Origin of the sequence: Streptomyces sp. NPDC002889 (genome assembly GCF_042888425.1) — a bacterium.
Taxonomy (GTDB): Bacteria; Actinomycetota; Actinomycetes; order Streptomycetales; family Streptomycetaceae; genus Streptomyces.
The window spans coordinates 13758-33852 of record NZ_JBIAPT010000018.1; the positions used below are offsets into that span (position 1 = coordinate 13758).

General features: G+C 70.6%; 21 protein-coding genes and 1 pseudogene. 10 read left to right on the forward strand and 12 right to left on the reverse strand.

Annotated elements, in window-relative coordinates; translation table 11 throughout:
- Positions 1-32: 32 nt before the first annotated feature.
- The 8 genes from cysC to ACFYWI_RS25480 form a co-directional block, all read right to left on the reverse strand.
- Positions 33-599: an adenylyl-sulfate kinase gene (gene cysC / locus ACFYWI_RS25445; RefSeq protein WP_389236748.1), complete on the reverse strand. Its 567-nt coding sequence runs from the start codon at positions 597-599 to the stop codon at positions 33-35.
- Complete coding sequence (locus tag ACFYWI_RS25450) at positions 599-1300, reverse strand: phosphoadenylyl-sulfate reductase (protein WP_389236750.1); 702 nt, start codon at positions 1298-1300, stop codon at positions 599-601. Before ACFYWI_RS25450 ends, cysC begins: the two co-directional genes overlap by 1 nt.
- A complete protein-coding gene (locus ACFYWI_RS25455) occupies positions 1297-1476 on the reverse strand; it encodes a hypothetical protein (protein WP_389236752.1) in 180 nt (59 codons plus the stop codon). The genes ACFYWI_RS25450 and ACFYWI_RS25455 overlap by 4 nt, the downstream gene beginning before the upstream one ends.
- Positions 1473-3170, reverse strand: a complete 1698-nt coding sequence (locus tag ACFYWI_RS25460) for a nitrite/sulfite reductase (protein WP_389236754.1) — start codon at positions 3168-3170, stop codon at positions 1473-1475. Before ACFYWI_RS25460 ends, ACFYWI_RS25455 begins: the two co-directional genes overlap by 4 nt.
- A 115-nt stretch (positions 3171-3285) precedes the next feature.
- Positions 3286-3369, reverse strand: a complete 84-nt coding sequence (locus tag ACFYWI_RS25465; protein ID WP_313904670.1) for a putative leader peptide — start codon at positions 3367-3369, stop codon at positions 3286-3288.
- A 205-nt stretch (positions 3370-3574) separates the two neighbouring features.
- Positions 3575-4141: a GNAT family N-acetyltransferase gene (locus ACFYWI_RS25470; RefSeq protein ID WP_389236756.1), complete on the reverse strand. Its 567-nt coding sequence runs from the start codon at positions 4139-4141 to the stop codon at positions 3575-3577.
- A gap of 38 nt (positions 4142-4179) precedes the next feature.
- On the reverse strand, positions 4180-5427 hold the full coding sequence (locus ACFYWI_RS25475; protein ID WP_389237036.1) for a GAF domain-containing protein: 1248 nt from the start codon (positions 5425-5427) through the stop codon (positions 4180-4182).
- A 383-nt stretch (positions 5428-5810) separates the two neighbouring features.
- Entirely contained in the window at positions 5811-7445 is a 1635-nt protein-coding gene (locus ACFYWI_RS25480) for an acyl-CoA dehydrogenase family protein (RefSeq protein WP_389236758.1), read from the reverse strand.
- Positions 7446-7462: 17 nt separating this feature from the next.
- Here ACFYWI_RS25480 and ACFYWI_RS25485 point away from each other — a divergent pair, with 17 nt between their 5' ends.
- Positions 7463-8650, forward strand: a complete 1188-nt coding sequence (locus tag ACFYWI_RS25485) for a YihY/virulence factor BrkB family protein (RefSeq protein ID WP_389236760.1) — start codon at positions 7463-7465, stop codon at positions 8648-8650.
- Between the two features lie 10 nt (positions 8651-8660).
- Complete coding sequence (locus tag ACFYWI_RS25490; RefSeq protein ID WP_389236763.1) at positions 8661-9425, forward strand: DUF6597 domain-containing transcriptional factor; 765 nt, start codon at positions 8661-8663, stop codon at positions 9423-9425.
- Here ACFYWI_RS25490 and ACFYWI_RS25495 read toward each other — a convergent pair.
- The gene (locus ACFYWI_RS25495; protein WP_389236765.1) at positions 9365-9796 is read right to left on the reverse strand and encodes a VOC family protein; all 432 of its coding nucleotides are present in this window, start codon (positions 9794-9796) and stop codon (positions 9365-9367) included. The genes ACFYWI_RS25490 and ACFYWI_RS25495 overlap by 61 nt on opposite strands.
- 163 nt (positions 9797-9959) lie before the next feature.
- Between ACFYWI_RS25495 and ACFYWI_RS25500 the strand changes: the two genes are divergently transcribed.
- From ACFYWI_RS25500 to ACFYWI_RS25520, 5 genes are all read left to right on the forward strand, one after another.
- The gene (locus tag ACFYWI_RS25500) at positions 9960-10853 is read left to right on the forward strand and encodes a response regulator transcription factor (RefSeq protein WP_389236767.1); all 894 of its coding nucleotides are present in this window, start codon (positions 9960-9962) and stop codon (positions 10851-10853) included.
- A 5-nt stretch (positions 10854-10858) separates the two neighbouring features.
- Entirely contained in the window at positions 10859-11977 is a 1119-nt protein-coding gene (locus tag ACFYWI_RS25505) for a sensor histidine kinase (RefSeq protein ID WP_389236769.1), read from the forward strand.
- 129 nt (positions 11978-12106) lie between these two features.
- Entirely contained in the window at positions 12107-12988 is an 882-nt protein-coding gene (locus ACFYWI_RS25510; protein WP_389236771.1) for an ABC transporter substrate-binding protein, read from the forward strand.
- A 174-nt stretch (positions 12989-13162) separates the two neighbouring features.
- Positions 13163-14431 (forward strand): VWA domain-containing protein, encoded by a 1269-nt coding sequence (locus ACFYWI_RS25515; RefSeq protein ID WP_389236774.1) that lies wholly within the window; start codon positions 13163-13165, stop codon positions 14429-14431.
- A complete protein-coding gene (locus tag ACFYWI_RS25520) occupies positions 14431-15234 on the forward strand; it encodes a hypothetical protein (protein WP_389236776.1) in 804 nt (267 codons plus the stop codon). Before ACFYWI_RS25515 ends, ACFYWI_RS25520 begins: the two co-directional genes overlap by 1 nt.
- An 81-nt stretch (positions 15235-15315) precedes the next feature.
- Here the strand turns inward: ACFYWI_RS25520 and ACFYWI_RS25525 are convergent, their stop codons facing one another.
- Positions 15316-15771, reverse strand: coding sequence for a subtilase-type protease inhibitor (locus ACFYWI_RS25525; protein ID WP_389236778.1), 456 nt, complete (start codon positions 15769-15771; stop codon positions 15316-15318).
- A 324-nt stretch (positions 15772-16095) separates the two neighbouring features.
- Here ACFYWI_RS25525 and ACFYWI_RS25530 point away from each other — a divergent pair, with 324 nt between their 5' ends.
- A complete protein-coding gene (locus ACFYWI_RS25530) occupies positions 16096-17127 on the forward strand; it encodes a PHP domain-containing protein (protein ID WP_389236780.1) in 1032 nt (343 codons plus the stop codon).
- Between the two features lie 597 nt (positions 17128-17724).
- Here ACFYWI_RS25530 and ACFYWI_RS25535 read toward each other — a convergent pair.
- Positions 17725-17982, reverse strand: coding sequence for a hypothetical protein (locus ACFYWI_RS25535; protein ID WP_389236782.1), 258 nt, complete (start codon positions 17980-17982; stop codon positions 17725-17727).
- Positions 17983-18183: 201 nt separating this feature from the next.
- Positions 18184-18564: a winged helix-turn-helix transcriptional regulator gene (locus ACFYWI_RS25540; RefSeq protein ID WP_389236784.1), complete on the reverse strand. Its 381-nt coding sequence runs from the start codon at positions 18562-18564 to the stop codon at positions 18184-18186.
- A 142-nt stretch (positions 18565-18706) separates the two neighbouring features.
- Between ACFYWI_RS25540 and ACFYWI_RS25545 the strand changes: the two genes are divergently transcribed.
- Positions 18707-19114, forward strand: coding sequence for a RidA family protein (locus ACFYWI_RS25545; protein ID WP_389236786.1), 408 nt, complete (start codon positions 18707-18709; stop codon positions 19112-19114).
- A 608-nt stretch (positions 19115-19722) separates the two neighbouring features.
- Positions 19723-19845, forward strand: a pseudogene (locus tag ACFYWI_RS25550) (DUF4291 family protein); the annotation flags it as partial.
- Between the last annotated feature and the right edge of the window lie 250 nt (positions 19846-20095).

The window sequence follows — 20095 nt, forward strand, 5'->3', positions numbered from 1 at the left end:
TCCCCCGGCTACCGCCGGAAGGTGTCCCCGGCTCACAGGACGTTCCTCTCGGTGAGCAGCGCATGCAGCGCGGCCGCGGACTCCTGGACGGTCTGGGTGTGGGACTCGATCCGCAGGTCCGGTGCCGTCGGCTCCTCGTACGGGTCGTCGACCCCGGTCAGGCCACTGATCTCGCCCGCCGCCTGCTTGGCGTACAGCCCCTTCACATCGCGTACGGAGCACACCTCCACCGGAGTGGCGACATGCACCTCGAAGTACGCGCTGCCTTCCTGCTGGTGGCGCTTGCGGACGGCTTCGCGGCTGTCGGCGAACGGTGCGATGACCGGGACCAGGACCTTCACACCGTTCGACGCCAGCAACTCGGCCACGAAACCGATGCGCTGGACGTTGGTGTGCCGGTCCTCGCGGCTGAAGCCGAGGCCCGCCGAGAGGAACTCGCGGATCTCGTCGCCGTCGAGCACCTCGACGCGGTGCCCCTCATCGCGCAGCCGGCCCGCCAGCTCGTACGCGATGGTGGTCTTACCGGCGCTGGGCAGCCCGGTGAGCCAGATCGTGGCTCCGGTCACGTGCTTCTCCAAAGGAATCTGATCGGTCGTCATCAGCCGTGCAGCCCGCACTCGGTCTTGCCGCGTCCTGCCCAGCGGCCGGCCCGCACGTCCTCGCCCTCCTGCACCCGCCGGGTGCAGGGCGCGCAGCCCACGGAGGCGTAGCCGTCCATGAGCAGCGGGTTGGTCAGAACGCCGTGCTCGGCGACGTAGGCATCCACGTCGTCCTGCGTCCAGCGGGCGATCGGCGAGATCTTGACCTTCTGCCGCTTCTCGTCCCAGCCGACGACCGGGGTGTTCGCCCGCGTCGGGGATTCGTCGCGGCGCAGGCCCGTCGCCCACGCGTCGTAGGCGGTCAGCCCCTCCTCGAGGGGCTTGACCTTGCGCAGCGCGCAGCACAGGTCGGGGTCGCGGTCGTGCAGCTTCGGTCCGTACTCGGCGTCCTGCTCGGCCACGGTCTGCCGCGGGGTGAGCGTGATGACGTTGACATCCATCACGGCCTCGACGGCGTCCCGGGTGCCGATCGTCTCCGGGAAGTGGTAGCCGGTGTCCAGGAACACGACGTCCACGCCCGGGAAGGCACGGGAGGCGAGATGGGCGACGACCGCGTCCTCCATGGAGGAGGTGACGCAAAAACGCGGGCCGAAGGTCTCGGCCGCCCACGTCAGGATGTCCAGGGCGGAGGCCTCCTCGAGGTCCCGCCCGGCCTGCTCGGCGAGCGACTTGAGCTCGTCCTTGGTCTGAACCACCGTCATATCTCGTTCCCCCCACCGTTGTCCTGCCGAACTCCACGGGCGAGCAGCCCGAGGAACTTCAGCTGGAAGGCTCGATTGCACGCCGCGCATTCCCAAGCGCCGTGGCCCTGCTCGTTCGGACGCAGGTCCTCGTCGCCGCAGTAGGGGCAGTAGAAGGGGGCCGCTCGCTCGCTCATGAGAGATCCTCCGCGGAGGCACGCGCGGCCCACGTGGCGAAGCGTTCGCCGTCCTCGCGCGCCGACCGGTAGCGCGAGAGGACCCGCTCCACGTAGTCCGGCAGCTCGTCAGCGGTGACCTTCAGACCGCGGACCTTGCGGCCGAAGCCGGCCTCGAGGCCGAGCGCGCCGCCCAGGTGCACCTGGTAGCCCTCGACCTGGTTGCCGTCGTCGTCCAGGACCAGCTGGCCCTTGAGGCCGATGTCCGCGACCTGGATACGGGCGCAGGCGTTGGGGCAGCCGTTGATGTTGATGGTGATCGGCTGGTCGAACTCGGGCAGCCGGCGCTCGAGTTCGTCGATCAGAGAGGCTCCGCGCGCCTTCGTCTCGACGATGGCCAGCTTGCAGAACTCGATGCCGGTGCAGGCCATCGTGCCGCGCCGGAACGACGAGGGGTTGACCCGCAGGTCGAGCGCCTCGAGAGCGGCGCTGAGGGACTCGACCTGGTCCTCGGTCACATCGAGCACGATCATCTTCTGCTCGACGGTGGTACGGAGCCGGCCCGAGCCGTGCGCCTCGGCCAGCTCGGCGATCTTGGTGAGGGTGGCGCCGTCCACTCGTCCCACGCGCGGCGCGAATCCGACGTAGAAACGTCCGTCCTGCTGCCGGTGCACACCGACGTGGTCGCGCCACTGCTGCACGGGCTGTTCGGGCGCGGGTCCGTCGACCAGCTTGCGCTGCAGGTACTCGTCCTCAAGCACCTGGCGGAACTTCTCCGCGCCCCAGTCGGCGACCAGGAACTTCAGGCGGGCGCGGGTGCGCAGCCGGCGGTAACCGTAGTCGCGGAAGATCGAGATGACGCCTTCCCAGACGTCCGGGACCTCGTCCAGCGGCACCCAGGCACCGAGGCGCACCCCGAGCTTGGGGTTGGTGGACAGGCCGCCGCCGACCCAGAGGTCGAAGCCGGGACCGTGCTCCGGGTGTTCGACACCGACCAAGGCGATGTCGTTGATCTCATGGGCCACATCCAGCAGCGGGGAGCCGGAGATCGCCGTCTTGAACTTGCGGGGCAGGTTGGAGAACGACGGGTTGCCGATGAACCGGCGGTGGATCTCCTCGATCGCCGAGGTGCCGTCGACGATCTCGTCCTCGGCGATGCCGGCGACCGGAGAGCCGAGGATGGTGCGCGGCGTGTCGCCGCAGGCCTCGGTCGTCGACAGGCCAACGGCCTCGAGCCGCCGCCAGATCTCCGGGACGTCCTCGATCCGGATCCAGTGGAACTGGACGTTCTGCCGGTCGGTGATGTCGGCGGTTCCGCGCGCGAACTCCTGCGAGATCTCGCCGATCACCCGCAACTGCTCGGTGGTCAGCCGGCCACCGTCGATACGCACCCGCAGCATGAAGTACTTGTCGTCCAGCTCCTCCGGCTCCAGGATGGCGGTCTTGCCGCCGTCGATCCCGGGCTTGCGCTGGGTGTACAGACCCCACCAGCGCATCCGTCCGCGCAGGTCGGCGCCGTCGATGGAGTCGAATCCGCGGTGCGCGTAGATCGTCTCAATGCGTGTCCGCACATTGAGACCGTCGTCGTCCTTCTTGGTCTGCTCGTTGGCATTGAGTGGCGTCATGTGGCCAACGGCCCACTGACCCTCGCCGCGGTGGCGTCCGGCCTTGCGGCGGGGCGCGGCGGAGGTGGGCTTTTCGGGGATGGCGGCCATGGCGGAGTGTCCTTCGAGACTGCAGGAGGGCGGCTCTGAACTGCACACGCGTGCGGAAAGCGCGACGGTGCGCAGGGGCGGGGCTGGAAAAGGGATGCGCGGCTGTGCTGGGCTGTCAGCAGGCCGGACAGATGGCGCTGGACATGCGGCCGAGGTCGACGTGCCGCCGACTCACCAAGGCAATTCCAGTTCCAGACATGGCGGAAGCGTGTCACGGGACTTTGGACTCAGTCCACCTTCGTCCAAAATGTGGACAGCAATGTCTCGTATTGCAAGACAGTGTGGCGCCGGTCACGTGGCCGGCGCCACCGCGCCGTGCACGCGGTCCGCCTCGCGGCCCCGGTGCACGGCGCCGGACCCGGCCGGGCCGAACGCACCGGACCGGGAGCGGAACGGCTGCTCGTTCAGCCCCCGGCACCGGGCCAAGAGCCAGGAGCCGGGGCCTGCGCCTCCTGCTCGACCTTGGTGTCGAAGAGCGTGAAGCCACGGCGCAGATAATTGTCCATGGCGTGCGGGCCGTCCTTGGAGCACGTGTGCAGCCAGATCCGCTTGGTCGGCGGCAGCCCAGGCCAGCGCTCCGCCAGGTCCCATGCGCGAGCCACCCCGTACGACAGCAGATGGCCACCGATCCGACGGCCGCGGAATGCCGGGATCAGCCCGAAGTAGACGATCTCCACCGCCCCGCCGTCCTGCGCCTCGAGCTCCACATATCCGGCCGGCGTCCCCCTCTCGTACGCCACCCAGGTCTCCACGCCGGGCCGTCCGAGCCACTCCTGCCAGGCGGTGTACGTCATACCGAGCCGGTCGGTCCAGTGGATGTCGCCGCCGACAGCCGTGTACAGGAAGCGGCTGAACTCCGGCGAGGGGATCTCGGCGCGCACGATCCGCACATCGCCGCCGGGTTCCGCCGCCGGCCTCTGATCCGCGGCCGAGGTCTGCTCCAGGGACCAGGTGGTCACAGTGATGCTCATACCGCCCAGGGAACCACGACGCTTGACGACGGCATCGCTCAGGGCAGCTCCCGTCTGGCCCTTCGCACCAGGGGAGCCATCGACTGCGGCAGCAGGTCTCCCGGGTGCTCCGGCTCGATGAGCTCCACCTCCACCTCCTCGGTGAAGCGGTACGGGCGGTGCGCCAGGATCTGCGCGAGATGGCGGCGCAGACGGGACATCTCCGCCCGCACGGTCACTGTGCGCGTCGGATCCTCGAAGAGGTCCTGCGCCAGCTGTGCCGCGGTCCGTCCGTCCCGGTGCTGGGCCAGCACGTACAGCAGCTCGGCATGGCGGGGGCTCAGCTCGTGTGCCCAGCTGCCGGAGTCGCCCGAGACCGTCACCGAGGGCCGCCGGGGCCTGCTCAGATCCAGCACCACCCGCCCGGCCGCCACCGGCTCGGGACGCTCCTCGTCCACCCGCACCAGCCAGCCGCCGGGCAGTGGCTCGAGCGTGCACATCCCGAGCGCGGGCAGCCACAGCCGCCCCGCCCGTACCGCCTTCGGCAGCGGCAGGCGGCCCGTCGGCGCCATCCCGGTCACGGCGGCCGGCCATCCGTTGACGTCCACCGCCAGCGCCCGCCCGGACAGCCTGGCCAGCATCGGGGCGGCGACGGTGCGCAGCCGGTCCAGCGAAGCGAAGTGGCGGTTGCGCAGCTCGGCCTCCGCGAGCTTGGCGACCGAGGAGACGAGGGTGAGGGTCGCCGGATGCATGGTGGACAGCGGCCCGCTGATGTCGACGACCCCGATCAGCCTGCCGCTGCGCGGATCGGTGATCGGTGCCCCGGCGCACGTCCACATGTGGTGGGTGGAGACGAAGTGTTCGGCCGAGTGCACCTGGGTGGGCCGCCGGGACACCAGCGGAGTGCCGACGCCGTTCGTGCCCACCCGGCCCTCGTTCCAGTCGGCGCCGACCACGAAGCCGTGGGAGTCGCCCTTGCGCAGCACCGCCGTACTGCCCTCGCGCCAGAGCAGCCGCCCCTCGGTGTCCGCGACCACCATGATGTGGTGCGCCGCCTCCGCGATGGACACCAGGCCCTCTCGCAGTACCGGCAGCACCTCGACCAGCGGAGAGCTGAGCCGGCGCCGTTCTGTCTCCTCCAGCGGCAGCACCCCGGCCCGGCAGTCCCGGTCGGGGTCCATACCGTGGCGCATCATCCGCTGCCAGGACTCGCTGATGTCCGCGCGCGGGCCGACTTCCGTTCTGCGTCCGGACAGCGCGGCGTCCCGCATGCCCTTGAGCAACCGGGTGGCTTCTGCGGTGTCCATGGCTGCGAGCCCGGCCAGGTCGAGGGCTGAGTTCTGCACCGGGTCCTCCTCGGCGACGCCAGCGTCCGGTACGGGGGGGCGGCCTGCCCAATCGTCCTCCTGCCGGCCGCCGGCGCGCTGGGATATGCCGCACAAGGATGCAACCTCTTGCAACCGTCGCGAACGGGCGTGCGCGTGAACGAGGGTGACAGAACACCGGTACGCCGGTGGTCATGCACCGCACTGCGGGGCGCATGGCAGCGTGCGGGGTGGTGCCGTGTCGGCGCAGCACCACCCTGCACAGTCGCAGCGTTGTGATCTCCCCGTAGCCCTTCGGGCACGGGAGGTGCCCCAGCACCGGACCACGCACTGATCCGGCCTGATCCGAAAGACACGCCCAGCCGTCAGACGACGGCGCGCGCCCGCTCGACGATCGACCGCAGATCGAGCGGGTGCGGCAGCGTGCCGAACGCCGCTCCCCAGTCCCCGCCCAGCCGCGACGCGCAGAACGCGTCGGCGACCTCGGGCGGCGCCCATCGCACCAGCAGGGAGCCCTGCAGTACCAGGGCCATCCGCTCCACCAGCCGGCGCGCCCGTGCCTCGATGGCGTTCAGGTCCGCCAGCTCGGTCAGCAGTGCCTTGATCGCCCCGTCCAGCCGGTGATCGGCGCCGCGCGCCTTGCCCACCTCCGTCAGATACGCGTTCAGCGCGTGAGGCTCTCTCTGCAGCGCACGCAGCACGTCCAGCGCCTGTACGTTGCCCGAGCCCTCCCAGATCGAGTTCAGCGGCGATTCGCGCAGCAGGCGCGGCATGCCGCACTCCTCGACATAGCCGTTGCCGCCCAGACACTCCAGGGCCTCGGCGACCAGCGGCGTGCACCGCTTGGTCACCCAGTACTTCGCGGCCGGCACCGCGATCCGAAGGAACGCCCGCTCCTGCTCGGTGTCGGCGTCGTACGCGGCGGCGAGCCGCAGCGCGAGCGTCGTCGCCGCCTCCGACTCCAGCGCCAGATCGGCGAGCACGTTGCGCATCAGCGGTTTGTCGATGAGCAGCCCGCCGAAAGCGCTGCGGTACGCGGCATGGTGGACCGCCTGCGCCACTGCCTGCCGCATCAGCGCCGCCGAGCCGGTGACACAGTCCAGCCGGGTCGCCGCCACCATCTCGATGATGGTGGGTACCCCGCGCCCCTCCTCACCGACCCGGCGCGCCCAGGTCCCCTCGAACTCCACCTCGGCCGACGCATTGGACCGGTTGCCGAGCTTGTCCTTGAGCCGCTGGATCCGGAACACGTTGCGGGCCCCGTCCGGCAGCACCCGCGGCACCAGAAAGCAGGTCAAACCCCCGTCCGCCTGGGCGAGTACCAGAAAGCCGTCGGACATCGGAGCGGAGCAGAACCACTTGTGGCCGGTGAGCACGTACTCGCCGTCCACGGCCAGCGGCTCGGCCCGGGTGGTGTTGGCCCGCACATCACTGCCGCCCTGCTTCTCGGTCATGCCCATCCCGAACAGGACACCGGCCTTCAGCGTGGCGGGGCGCAGCTCCTGCTCGTACACCTGCGACGTCAGCCGGGGTTCCCACTCGGCGGCCAGAGCGGGGTCGGTGCGCAGTGCGGGCACCGCGGCGTGCGTCATCGACAGCGGGCAGCCGTGCCCGGCCTCCGCCTGCGACCACACCAGGAAGCCTGCGGTGCGCCGGACATGTCCGCCCGGTCTGCCCCAGGCGTTGACCAGCCCCGCGGAGACCCCCTTGCCCAGCAGCCGGTGCCAGGCCGGATGGAAGTCCACCTCGTCGATGCGATGGCCGTAACGGTCGTGGGTGAGCAGTTTCGGGGGATTCTCGTTGGCTTGCGTCCCCCACCTCTGAGCCTGGGCCGAGCCCGCGGTCTGCCCGAGCCCCGAGAGCTCCTCCCGCGCCTGCTCGAGAAGTTCGGGCGCGACGTGCCGCTCGACCGCCTCCGCAAGGACCCGGTCGGCCGAGAAGACGTCGTACCCCACCAGGGGCGGAGCCTGGTTGGTCACTGTGTGGGTGCTGGCTGCCATGCCGATACGGTAAGGAGGTGCAGGCAGCAAATGAAACACCCGAGCGGCCGCGGGGCCGACTCCACCGGGCCCGAGTGCTCTACCGCAACGTCTCGAAGCGGAAGATGGCATGGCTGCTGCTGAAGGACACCGTCAATTCATGCATCGAGTACCGCATCCTGGGGCTTGCCGCCGAGGCGGCGTTCTTCACGCTCCTGTCCGTGCCGCCGCTGATGCTCGGCCTGATCGGACTGCTCGGCTACATCGACAACTGGACCAACACCACCACCGTCGCCTCCATCGAGGAGAACATCCTCAGCGCGGTCGGCACGGTGCTGTCCGAGCGGGGTGTCAACGAGATCGCGAAGCCCCTGCTGGAGGACGTCACGCACGGCGGCCGGCCGGACATCATCTCCATCGGCTTCGCCATCGCCCTCTGGTCCGGCTCACGCGCGGTCAACGTCTTCATCGACACGATCACGGTCATGTACGGGCTCGACGGGCAGCGTGGCATCGTCGCGACGAGGCTGCTGGCGTTCCTGCTCTACATCGTGGCCCTGCTGATCGGCGCGGTGGTGCTGCCGCTCGCCGTGGTCGGCCCCGACCGGGTGCTGGAGCTGATGCCCTGGGGCACGGAAGTGGTCAGAGTTCTGTACTGGCCTGTGGTGATCCTGCTGTCGGTCGTCTTCCTGACCACCCTCTACCACGTGTCCGTGCCCGTGCGATCACCGTGGGTGGAGGACATCCCCGGCGCGCTGGTGGCCCTCGGAATGTGGGTGCTGGGCAGTTTCCTGCTGCGGATCTACCTCACCAGCACCGTCGAGGGCCCGACGATCTACGGCTCACTCGCCGCACCCATCGCCTTCCTGCTGTGGATAGGGATCTCCGCGTTCGCCGTCCTCGTCGGTGCCGCGGTCAATGCCGCGATCGACCGCGTCTGGCCGTCGGTCGCCACGGCCGCGGCGCGCGCAGCCAATGAGCGCGTACGGGCCGAGAACGCCGCGGAGCTGCTGGCCCGGGCCAGAGCCGCGCATGTCTTCGACCTCGACGATGACGATGACGACGAGGACGACGACGAGGACGACGACGGGGAGGACAACGGGGACATGCCGTCGGAGTTCCCGGAGCGGTGGTCGAAGTTCCTGCCGCTGGACGATGTGAAGTCACGCCTGCACCCGGGCCGGGACAACGGGCGCGACAAGGACCACGACAACCACCGGGAGTAGCCTCCCTCCCATGTACGAGGAACGGCCGTCGCTGCTGGAGGGCGCCGTCGTCTGGACGCGGACAGCGGATCGACCGGCTCGCGCCGGTCATCAGGTGCAGCGTGCAGTTCCCGTACTTCCGGTACTGCCCGATGGCTGCATGGACCTGATCTGGTCCCGGGGCCGGCTCCTGGTTGCGGGCCCCGACACCCACGCACACACCCCTGACGGTCCCCCCGGCACCCGGTGGACGGGGGTGCGCTTCGCGCCGGGGGTCGCTCCCACGGTTCTGGGTGTGCCGGCGCACGAGCTGCGCGACCGGCGGGTGGATCTCGCGGATCTGTGGGGCGCCGCCGAGGCGCGACGGCTCTCCGAGCGGATCGACGACGCCGCCGACCAGCTCGCCGAGCTGGAGGGCGTGGCACTGCGGCGCACGGCCGAGGCCCGGCCCCCGGACCGGCTGCTGGGTGCGGTCGTACGGCATCTGGACGCGGGCGGCACGGTAGGCGGGGCGGCCGACGCGGTCGGGCTCGGTGCCCGGCAGCTGCACCGGCGCTCGCTCGACGCGTTCGGCTACGGACCAAAGACCCTGGCCCGGATCCTGCGGCTGCAGCGGGCCCTGACGCTGGTGCGCCGGGGTGTCCCGTATGCGACGGCCGCGGTGGCGTCGGGCTGTGCCGACCAGGCGCATCTCGCCCGGGAGATGCGCGCCCTGGCCGGGATCACGCTCGGTGCCTACGAGGCGTCGGCGAACAGCGAGACGCCGTTGCCGTCGGGGTCCAGCACGACCGCGTAGCGCTGTCCCCAGACCGCGTCCCAGGGCTTGAGGTGGCTCCTGTACCCGGCTGCGATCAGCTCGTCGTGAACGGAGTCGACCTCGGCGGGGCTCTGGCAGACGAAGCAGAGGCCCACCCGCTCCGCGCCGGGGGAGCGAAGCGGGACGGGGGTCTCCCCGGCCGAAGGCCCGGGGAGGGACCACCCGGGGTCGAAGGAGCGTACGTTCTCCTCCGTGTCCCACAGCAGCCGCAGCCCGCCGGGGAGCGTGTGCTGGACATGGGGAGCGGTGTCGGCCTCGGCGGGGACATCCAGGCCGAGCCGGCGGTAGAAGGCGAGCGAGGCGGCCATGTCGGCGACGACCAGGCCGATTGCGTCGAGTCGTGGAGTCATGACCTCAACGTAGGCAGGGGCGTCGCGGCCGGTCTTGAACGAATCGGACGTCAGCGGTCGACGTCGGCGATCGGCGTCGGGAAGTGACTTCACGGACGGGATGTCATGGATTCGTAAGGCCGCGCGCGCGGTGGCGGGCGCCGGGGGCGAGGACACTGGCGGTATGCACAGCATTCTGGTCGTCGACGACGATCCCACGGTCGCCGAGGTGGTCACCGGATACCTGGAGCGCGCCGGTTTCACCGTGGACCGGGCCGCCGACGGCCCGCAGGCGCTCAGGCTGGCTGCCGGGCATCGGCCCGACCTGGTCGTCCTCGACCTGATGCTGCCGGGCATGGACGGCCTGGAGGTCTGCCGCAGACTCCGCGCCGCTGAGCTCGGCCCGGTACCCGTGATCATGCTGACCGCGCGTGGCGACGAGGACGACCGCATCCTCGGGCTCGAAGTAGGGGCGGACGACTATGTGACCAAGCCGTTCAGTCCGCGTGAGCTTGTGCTGCGGGTGGAGTCCGTGCTGCGCAGGAACAACGGCGCGGCGGGGGAGCGGCGGGCGGGGCCCGAGCTGTCCGCGGCGGGCATCGTGCTGGATCCGGCGGCCCGGCGCGCGGTCAAGGACGGCCGTGAACTTCCCCTGACCTTGCGGGAGTTCGACCTGCTGGCGCATCTGATGAGGCATCCGGGCGAGGCGATCGGCCGGGAGCGGCTGATGCAGGACGTGTGGGGCTGGGAGTTCGGCGATCTGTCCACGGTCACCGTCCACGTCCGCCGCCTCCGCGGCAAGATCGAGGACGACCCGGCCAGGCCCCGGCTGATCCAGACGGTGTGGGGCGTGGGCTACCGATTCGACGTCCCGGCCGAGGACGACGCCGACGGGGCCGTTCGGGGCGGGATCGCGCAGGCCGGCCGCGTTCCCCGCGGCGACGCCCCGCCGGGCGGTCTGCCGCACGGCGGCGGCGTGCGGTCCGGCGAGGCGCCCGCCCGCAGCTCCGGTGAGGCGCGGCCCGGGGCCGTGGGCGGGTACGGGCCGCGGGGGCGCACCCCGCGCGGAGAGGGCTGATCGTCGTGCGGGACACACTGCTCATCGCCCTCTTCGCCTTCCTGGGGGCCGCGGCCGCCGGGCTGCTCGGTGCCGTCGTGCTGCGGATCCTGCGCCACCGCTCGGTCGCCGTCTCGCTGACCGTCGTCGCCGCCGTCACGGTCACCGCCATGCTTGCCGGGACCCTCGCGGTTGCCCAGGCCATGTTCCTGTCGGCGCACGACCTCACCGTCGTCACCACGGTCGTCGCGATGGCGGCCGTCGTCTCGCTCGCCACCGCGCTGCTGCTGGGGCGCTGGGTTGTCGCCCGCAGCCACGAACTCGCCCTGGCCGCACGCTCGTTCGGGGAGGGCGGGTCCTTCGCCGCGCCCGGCCGGGCGTCGACCGCGGAGCTGGACGCGCTCAGCCGGGAGCTCGCCACCACCAGCGACCGGCTCGCCGCCTCGCGGGAACGTGAACGCGCCCTGGAGGCCTCCCGTCGCGAGCTCGTCGCCTGGATCTCCCACGATCTGCGCACCCCGCTGGCCGGGCTGCGTGCCATGTCGGAGGCGCTGGAGGACGGGGTCGTCCAGGACCCCGAGCGGTACTTCCGCCAGATCCGTACCGAGGTCGACCGGCTCAACGCGATGGTCGGGGACCTCTTCGAACTCTCCCGGATCCACGCGGGTGCTCTGGCGCTCACCCCGACCCGGATGTCGGTGTACGACCTGGTCGGCGAGGCCCTGGCCGGTGCGGACCCGCTGGCGCGGGAGTACGGGGTACGTCTGACGGGCGACGGCGTCGAGCCGATCCCGGTCGAGGTGGACGGCAAGGAGATGACCAGGGTCCTGGCGAACCTGCTGGTCAACGCCATCCGCCGGACGCCCGCCGACGGCACGGTGGCCGTTGCCGCCGAACGCCGGGCGGACCGGGTCGTCCTGTCGGTCACCGACGGCTGCGGCGGCATCCCTGAGGAGGATCTGCCCCGGGTCTTCGACACCGGCTGGCGCGGCACCCAGGCGCGTACACCACCCGCGGGCGCGGGCCTCGGCCTGGCGATCGTGCGCGGCATCGTCGAGGCGCACGAGGGCCACGCCGATGTACGCAACGTGTCAGGCGGCTGCCGCTTCGAGGTCACGCTGCCCACCGCCGCGGCCCCGCTCTGAACGGGCTGACTCCCTCCTGCGTGACCGCGCCGAAGCAGCGACGGCCGCCAGGCGTGACAGAGGTGGCCGCGGGGCAGTCACACGGGGAACGGTGACCGGTGAATATGCGAGAACTGGGGTGCGGGCGGTATGGCAGGAGAGGCGGACTGGCAATTCCTGGACGACCGAGGCCGGTTGGCGACCGCACCCGGAACACCCGCGAGACTCATCGCCTATGTCCAGGCGGGCGCGGCCCTGTTCGACCACGGCATACGCCCGGCAGGCGTGTTCGGGTCCCATCACGACGGCGGGAGAGTCGATCCGGCCAAGGCCGGGAGGTTACCGCTCGAGCACATCGGTTATCTCGGATCGGGTTCGGGCGTCGACGCGGACGCGGTGCTTCGGGCGCGCCCGGACCTTCTGGTCGCGGTGACCTACGGCTCCGACCAGGTCTACGGCCTGGATCCCGACACGGCCAAGCACCTCGAGGAACGGGTCCCGGTGGTGGTGCTCGACGTCGGCCAGGGGCGCTCGTTGGACGAGGTGCGTGACCGGTTCGCCGCGCTGGCCCGCTCCCTCGGTGCGCAGGAGGACCCGTCCGCGGCGGCCCAACCGGACGCGGCACGGCGGAGGTTGCGCGCGGCGGCGGCCGAATCCCCGGGGACCCGGGTGCTTGCCCTGTCGCCGGCCGGACCGGACAGTGTGCACCTCGCCAGGCCGCACACATGGCCCGATCTGCGGGCACTGGCCGAGTGCGGGGTCGCCCTCGTGGCGCCCGAGGCGGGCCCCGGCGTCAACTGGTCCACCGTCGACTGGTCCACGGCCGCGCAGTTGGCGCCGGACGTCGTGCTGACGGACGTGCGGGCCAATGCGCTGCCGCTGAAGGAGCTGGGCGCGGTGGAGGCGTGGCAGCCCGTTGCCACGCGGGCACGGCTCGTACCGTGGAACCCCGAACTCCCGTGCAGCGCCCTCTCCCACACCGCCTTCTTCGACGCCGTCGCACAGGCGGTGTCGGGCGGCCGCCGCCGCTGAAGGGCACGGCTCGCCCGATCTCGCGGTTCCGTGGAGCCTGGCCGGGAGCCGGTCCTTCGCGCCCGAGCCGGCCGAGGCCTCGACGCACTGCGGAACGGACAAGTCCGCGGCTCTTCCCGCACTGTTCACGGCCCCGCTTTTGGCTCACCGGTCGATCTTCACTACGCTCCGCGAATGATTATAAGAAAGAGGCCGGCGGCCGGGGCACTCGTCCTGCTCGCGGCCCTGGCCGCCGGGCTGTTCCCGGCAGGGGCGGCCGCCGACGAATCGGCGGCCGGCCAATCCCCCAAGGTCGAACTGGTCCTCGACGTCAGCGGTTCCATGCGGGCGAGGGACATCGACGGCAAGAGCCGTATGGCCGCCGCGAAGCAGGCGTTCAACGCGGTCCTGGACGCGGTGCCGGAAGAGGTCCAGCTCGGCATCCGCACGCTCGGCGCCGACTACCCGGGTGACGACCGCAAGCGCGGCTGCAAGGACACCCGGCAGCTCTACCCCGTCGGGCCGCTCGACCGGACCGAGGCGAAGACCGCCGTCGCGACGCTCGCCCCGACCGGCTGGACGCCCATCGGGCCGGCTCTGCTCGGCGCGGCCGACGACCTCGAAGGCGGTGACGCGACCCGGCGGATCGTGCTCATCACCGACGGCGAGGACACCTGCGCACCGCTCGACCCGTGCGAGGTGGCACGGGACATCGCCGCCAAGAGCATTCACCTCACCATCGACACCCTGGGCCTGGTCCCCGACGCCAAGACCCGCGACCAGCTGATGTGTATTGCCGAAGCCACCGGCGGCACCTACACCTCCGTGCAGCACACCGACGAACTCTCCGAACGGGTGAGCCAGTTGGTGGACCGGGCTGCCGACCCGGTCGTCACTCCCGTGGCGACCGAGGGCGCGCAGCGCTGCGCGGACGCACCGCAGCTGAAGCCGGGCCTCTACAGCGACCGCGAGAAGTTCGGCGAGCACCGCTGGTACCGCGTGGACGTTCTGCCGGGCCAGGAGCTGCGCGCCTCGGTCAGCGTGTCGGCCGACCGGGCCGTCAACAACGACTACGGCGTCCTGCTGCGCGCCGTCACCGTGCACGGGCGCGAAATCGTCCGCGGCTCGGAAGCAGGAACAGGCCGAACCGATGTGATCTCGGCCGGCCTGCGCTATCCGAAGGCACCACGCGACGACGCGGACGGGAAGCCCGCGGCGGAGACCGTCTGCCTGCAGGTCGCCAACTCGTTCTCGGCGCCTGCGGGTATCAAGACCGAGCCCGGACTGCCCGTCGAGCTGGCCGTCGATGTGGTCGAGGCACCCGACGAGGCGGCCGACGTGGCCTTCTTCGGCCTCGGCCGCGGCTGGTGGTTCCTCGGTGTCCTGGTGCTGAGCGGTCTGCTGGCCGGGCTGCTCTGGGGCTGGATCTCGCGCTGGCGTATCGCTGTCTGGAGGACCAACTGATGCGGTTCGCAAGCCTACTGACGACGGCCGCGCTCGGCGCCGCCACGCTGCTGGGCTCCGCGGGCACGGCCCTTGCGGACAGTCCGTCACCCAGCCCGAGCGAGAGCGGCAGCGGGGCCGGGCCGACCGTCGCGGGCACCTCCTTCCGTACTGCCGCCTCGTTCGAGCAGGGGCAGACCGCGACGGCCGAGGCGGCCGGCGGCGACTACCTGTACTGGGTGTTCCCCGCCGACGCGGGGCAGCGGCCCACGGTCAAGGCCAAGGTCACGCTGCCCGACGCGGCCACCCGCCACGGTGCGTCGACCTGGCAGCTCGATGTCTACGACGGGCTGCGCCGCCGTCAGTCCTGTATGTACGGCATGCAGACCAGGGCGGCGGGGCGGGACGCCACGTCCGTCGAGCTGTCATGCACGATGCGACCGGTGCGGGCACTGGCCGAGACATGGGCCAACGACCCGTTGCCGGGCAGCTATTACGTGCGCCTGACCGTGGTCGACCTGCCGAAGGAAGACCTCGGTCTGCCCCTGCGGGCCGAGGTCGAGGCGGTGTCGAAGGACGTGGGCGGCGCGTACGCGGTGGACGGTTCGCTGGCCGAGCCGCTCGTCCCCGGCGTGCCCACCGACGCGCAGCAGGACGACGCCCAGAACGAGCAGGCGTCGGATACCGACTGGGCCTCCGGCTGGTGGTCCGACCGATGGATCTGGACGGTGGCGGGCGGCCTCCTCGGCGCCCTCGCCGGTATCGGCGGCTACACGCTCACCCGGGGCGCCGGCCGCCCATCGCGGGTGCCGCCGGCGGCCTGAGCACCCTGAACAACGAGCGGCCACGGCACATGCCGTGGCCGCTCGTTGTTCTCCCCCCTCGGGGTCGGGCAGTCCCCTGGCTCAGAAGCCGAAGACCACCCCACTGCCATGACCCTTTGTGCAGGCGTTGCCGAAGGTGTGCACATAGCTGACGCGCTTGCCCTCCCACACACCGTCCGCGGTGACGGTCACCGGGTCCCACTGCTTGGTGCAGGCGGCGTTCGAGCCGCGTGTGGTGATCGCGTCGAACCGGGCCTCGTTGGCGCGCAGTTCGGCACAGGCCTCGGCCGCGGCGGGGTGCGTGCCGGTCGCCCTGGGCGCACAGCCGAGGGTCACCGCGCGCAGGACGGTCCCGTTCGCGGCGTCGTCTCCCGCCGTGACGGTGAGCACGAGGGCGGACGGCGCGTACAGGCTCTGCGTCTCCTGGGTGCCCTTCGTGCCGGACTGTGCCGCGCCGGCGGTGCTCACTGACGGCGCTGCGACGAGCACGAGCGTGGTGGCCGCAGCGAGAGCGAGACCTCGGGCGATGTACCGCATTTCGAACACTCCTATGGTTCGTGGTTTCGGATTTCGAACGGGAGTCTTGCCCACGACAGCCAAGAACGCTTGGACGTGCATCGCGTTTCGGTCACTCGAAGTGACCGACAGGAGGCGGGCTGTGACCGTGATCGAGGCTCTGACCAGCGGGGGAGTGATGGGTCGAATCGGCCGAAGAAAGACGGTCGGGTGAGTTGATCAAATAAATGTAAGGTAAGGGTATCCTTGAACCGTTGATTGAAAGGGGGAGGGAAGGATTCAGGTCTTCGTTGGACGAAGTTCCGCACCCAGGGTTGACTGAGCAAAGGGACCCAGGAGGCGCCGATGGACCCGGTGGAAGCGCTGGACCGCATCGCGTTCCTTCTGGAGCGCTCGCTCGCGGAGACCTATCGCGTACGGGCCTTCCGTAACGCCGCCGCGGCACTTGCCGAACTCGACCCCGACGAGATCGCCCGGCGCGCCGCCGACGGAACACTCGTCAAGGTCAAGGGCATCGGCCCCAAGACCGCAGGTGTCGTACAAGAGGCGCTGGCCGGCCGGACACCGGAGTATCTGCGGCATCTGGAGGAGGAAGCGGCCGCCCCGCTCGCCGAACGCGGCGACCGGCTGCGCGCCGCGCTGCGCGGCGACTGCCATGTGCACTCCGACTGGTCGGACGGAGGCAGCCCCATCGAGGACATGGGCCGTACGGCTGCCGAACTCGGCCACGAATGGGCCGCCCTCACCGACCACTCACCCACGCTCAAGGTCGCCCGCGGACTGAGCGCGGAGCGACTGCTCGCCCAACTGGACATCGTCGAGCGGCTCAACCGCGAGTGGGCACCCTTTCGGATGCTCACCGGCATCGAGTGCGACATCCTGCCCGACGGCACCCTCGACCAGGACCCGGAACTCCTCGACCGCCTCGACGTGGTCGTCGCCTCGGTCCACTCCAAACTCCGCATGGACCCGGGCCCGATGACCCGCCGGATGCTGCGCGCCGTGCAGAACCCGCTCACCGATGTGCTCGGCCACTGCACCGGCCGGCTGATCGGCGACGGGAAGAAGCGGCCCGAGTCGCAGTTCGACGCGGAAAAGGTGCTCGCCGCCTGCGCCGATCACGGCACGGCCGTGGAGATCAACTGCCGTCCCGAACGCCGTGACCCGCCGCGCCGGTTGCTCCGCCGTGCCGTCGAGGCCGGAGTGCTCTTCACCATCGACACCGACGCTCATGCTCCGGGCCAGCTGGACTGGCAGATCATCGGCTGTGCCCGGGCCGAAGAGTGCGCAGTCCCGGTGGAGCGGGTGGTGAACAGCTGGAGCGCGGACGAGGTGGTCGAATGGACCCGCACGCGGCAGGCGCCGTCCGCCGGCTGACACCCGGCGTGCCGGCCGGCCGGGGGCCCGTCCCGGCGGCGCCCACTCCGTCCCCCCTGCCCTCGGACGCGCTCCATGCGGTCGACGCCCACTGCCCACCGAAGCCCGGTTCGACCACGCGGCCACCTCCGTGACGTGATCGTCCGCGGGAGCCGGGCGAAGCCGACAACAGCAACGGCGAGCCGAAGACGCCCCGGGCCAACTGGACACGCCGAGCGCTCGATACGCCCTCACGAGTCCGTCCGCCCGGCCACGCCCCGGCGCGATTCGTACGCCGTGACCACCGCCGGCGTGCGGTCGTGCAGCCCGATGTTGCTGAGCACGCGGCTGACGTAGACGTACAGGCACTGGCCGGGCGCGTACGCGTCGGCCGACCCGAGCAGTTGGCTGAGGGCGACGACTCCGAGGAGCCGCCGCCCTCAGCGTCAGCTGTCCAGCGACCTGGCCGTAAGCAGTGTCGGCAACGGCTCACCCGCCCAGCCCCAGCAGCCGCTGTTGTTCACCACCCGGTCCACCTCGAACGCCGCCGCATCACCGGCCGGTCCGGCGGTGAGGCGGAAGGCCAGGGGCCGACCGGAGCTGTCGGCTGCGAGGTGGTCAGGCGTCTTCGGGATCCAGCTCGAACGTGAAATAGATGCTCAGGCAGTAGGGCTCGTCCTCGTCGTGGAAGAAGTCCCACGACACGTCGACCAGGCGGACTCTTTGTTCCCGCACCCACTCATGGGCTTTCCTGAAGGCATCCGCGGCAGTTGTGGCGGGGAACAGCTTCCTGGCGATGGGATGCACCCCAGTCTCAGCATCCGAATCGTCGAAACCCTCCGGAACGTCCAGGCAGAAATTGGGATCCAGCACCATGGAGTGCGCCCTCTCCAGTCGGTTACCCGTACGAGTCGACAGAGGCTGATCCTCTGAGCACGACGCCCGGTAAGACCGCCGCATCCCCGGACGGGTTGCTTCTGCCGACCACGCGGCGGTGCCGCAGCCGGTGGAACGGCCCCGCGATGATCCAGCGCCATGGCCCAGGGGCCGGTGCAGTGTCCGCCGCTGATCAACCCGTCAGGCGTCGAAGCGGTGGCGGGAGGCCTCGATGTGACCGAGGTACCGGTGGGTCCAGTCGCACAGTCCGTCGATCGTCACCCGCAGGGCCTGGCCCGGCTCGGTGAGGGTGTACTCGACCCGCGGCGGCACGACCGGGTGCACCGTCCGCTCGACCAGGCCGTTGCGCTCCAGCATGCGCAGGTTCTGGGTGAGCATCTTGTGGCTGACGCCCCCGATCTCGTTCCGCAGCTCACCGAAGCGCAGGGTGCGCTCCCCCAGAGCCTCGATGATCAGGAGAGCCCACTTGTTGGCGACGTCCGAGAAGATCTCCCGAGCCAGAGAGTCCGCGCGCCTCAGGTCCGCTTCGTCCGGCGAGCCTGTGAACTGCTTGGTCACCATAAGGTTCCCCAGTCACTGAAAAGTGCGTTCTTCCATGTCAGCGGCCACTCTCCTATGGTTCCCGAGTAACCACAAGAGAGCACATGGGCCGTGGCTGGGTGCACGCGAGCCCGCGCGCTCTCATGACAAGGAGGCAGGCAGCATGGCCATCACCCTGGTGAACCCCAACGGACTGCCGGAAATCGACGCCTACCGGCAGGTGTCGATCGCGACCGGGTCGAAGCTGGTCTTCATCGCCGGGCAGGTCGCCTGGGACGTCGACGGTGTCACGGTCGGCGAAGGCGACCTCGCCGCCCAGGTCGAGCAGTGCTACCTCAACATCGGCACAGCCCTGGCCGAGATCGGCAGCTCCTTCGACGACGTGGCGAAACTGACTGTCTACGTCGTCGACTGGAGCCCCGACAAGATGCCCATCCTCATGGACGGGATCACCCGGGCGACCGCGAAGCTCGGCGTCACGCCAGTACCGCCGGCCACGCTGCTGGGCGTCGCGGCACTGGACGTACCCGAGCACCTGGTCGAGATCGAAGCCACCGCCGTCATCAACTGAACAGGCTCTCGTCGCCCGGCCGGGGCACTCCCACCATGGCACCACACCCGAGCAAATGAGCTCCCGGACGGCGGCTGATGGACCATCGCGATCGCGGGCCTCGGCGCACTCACCGGCTCCGTCCGGGACGGGCCTTTCCTCACCGTCACCTGCGCCCTTTCCTGGGAGGCGGCGCAGCCCTGGCCACGGCCCTGTCCCGCCGTCAAATGATCGCAACCATCCGGGAAGGACAGGGAAAGGCCGCCGCGCTCGGGTACGCCGATGGAATCGCGGACATGATGGTGCTGGGGACATCCGCGTACAAGGCATCCGTCTTTCCGCTGTCCGGCGCCGGCGCGGTAGACCCGGCCGAGTGCAGGGCGCGCCGTAAGGCCGCCTACCAACTCACGGCCGCCGAAGCGCTTCCCCACCACATTCGTGAGGCCGCGGCTCTCGAAGCGATCGACGACGCGCGTGACCGCAGACCGCTATCGAGGACCTCATGCAGGCCGTCCAACAGCAGCGCCGCTGGACGTGACCGCAGCCGGAGCAGGCGCCCCTTCGCACTGCGTAATCGCTCATGTGCCCTGGGATGCAGGGTTCGACGGTCCACGACCTCAACCGGCCTGCCAACGCGCGATCCGTGCTTGCAGCCGCTTCCCTACCGCTCGCTGCAACTCGGCCTCGCAGGCGAAGCCGCACATCGCTACGCAGACGAGTGGACGGTCTCCATCACCGACATCACCGACATCACCGACATCACCACCCCCGCCCAGAAGACCGAATGCGCGGTCGCACATCCCGCGCAGCTGCGTGCGCCGCCTGTGTCAGGCCCGTTTGCAGCAGGCGGGAGAGCGGTACGTTGCCGAGGCAGGATGTTCGACCCCGACCGTCCAGGACGCACCGGAGCCGTCGCCGGACTCCCGAGCGCGTGGACGGCCTGCGCCAACCTGCAGGCTGCCCACGCGCCCTGCACCACCCCTGATCGCTGCGCGGATGGGT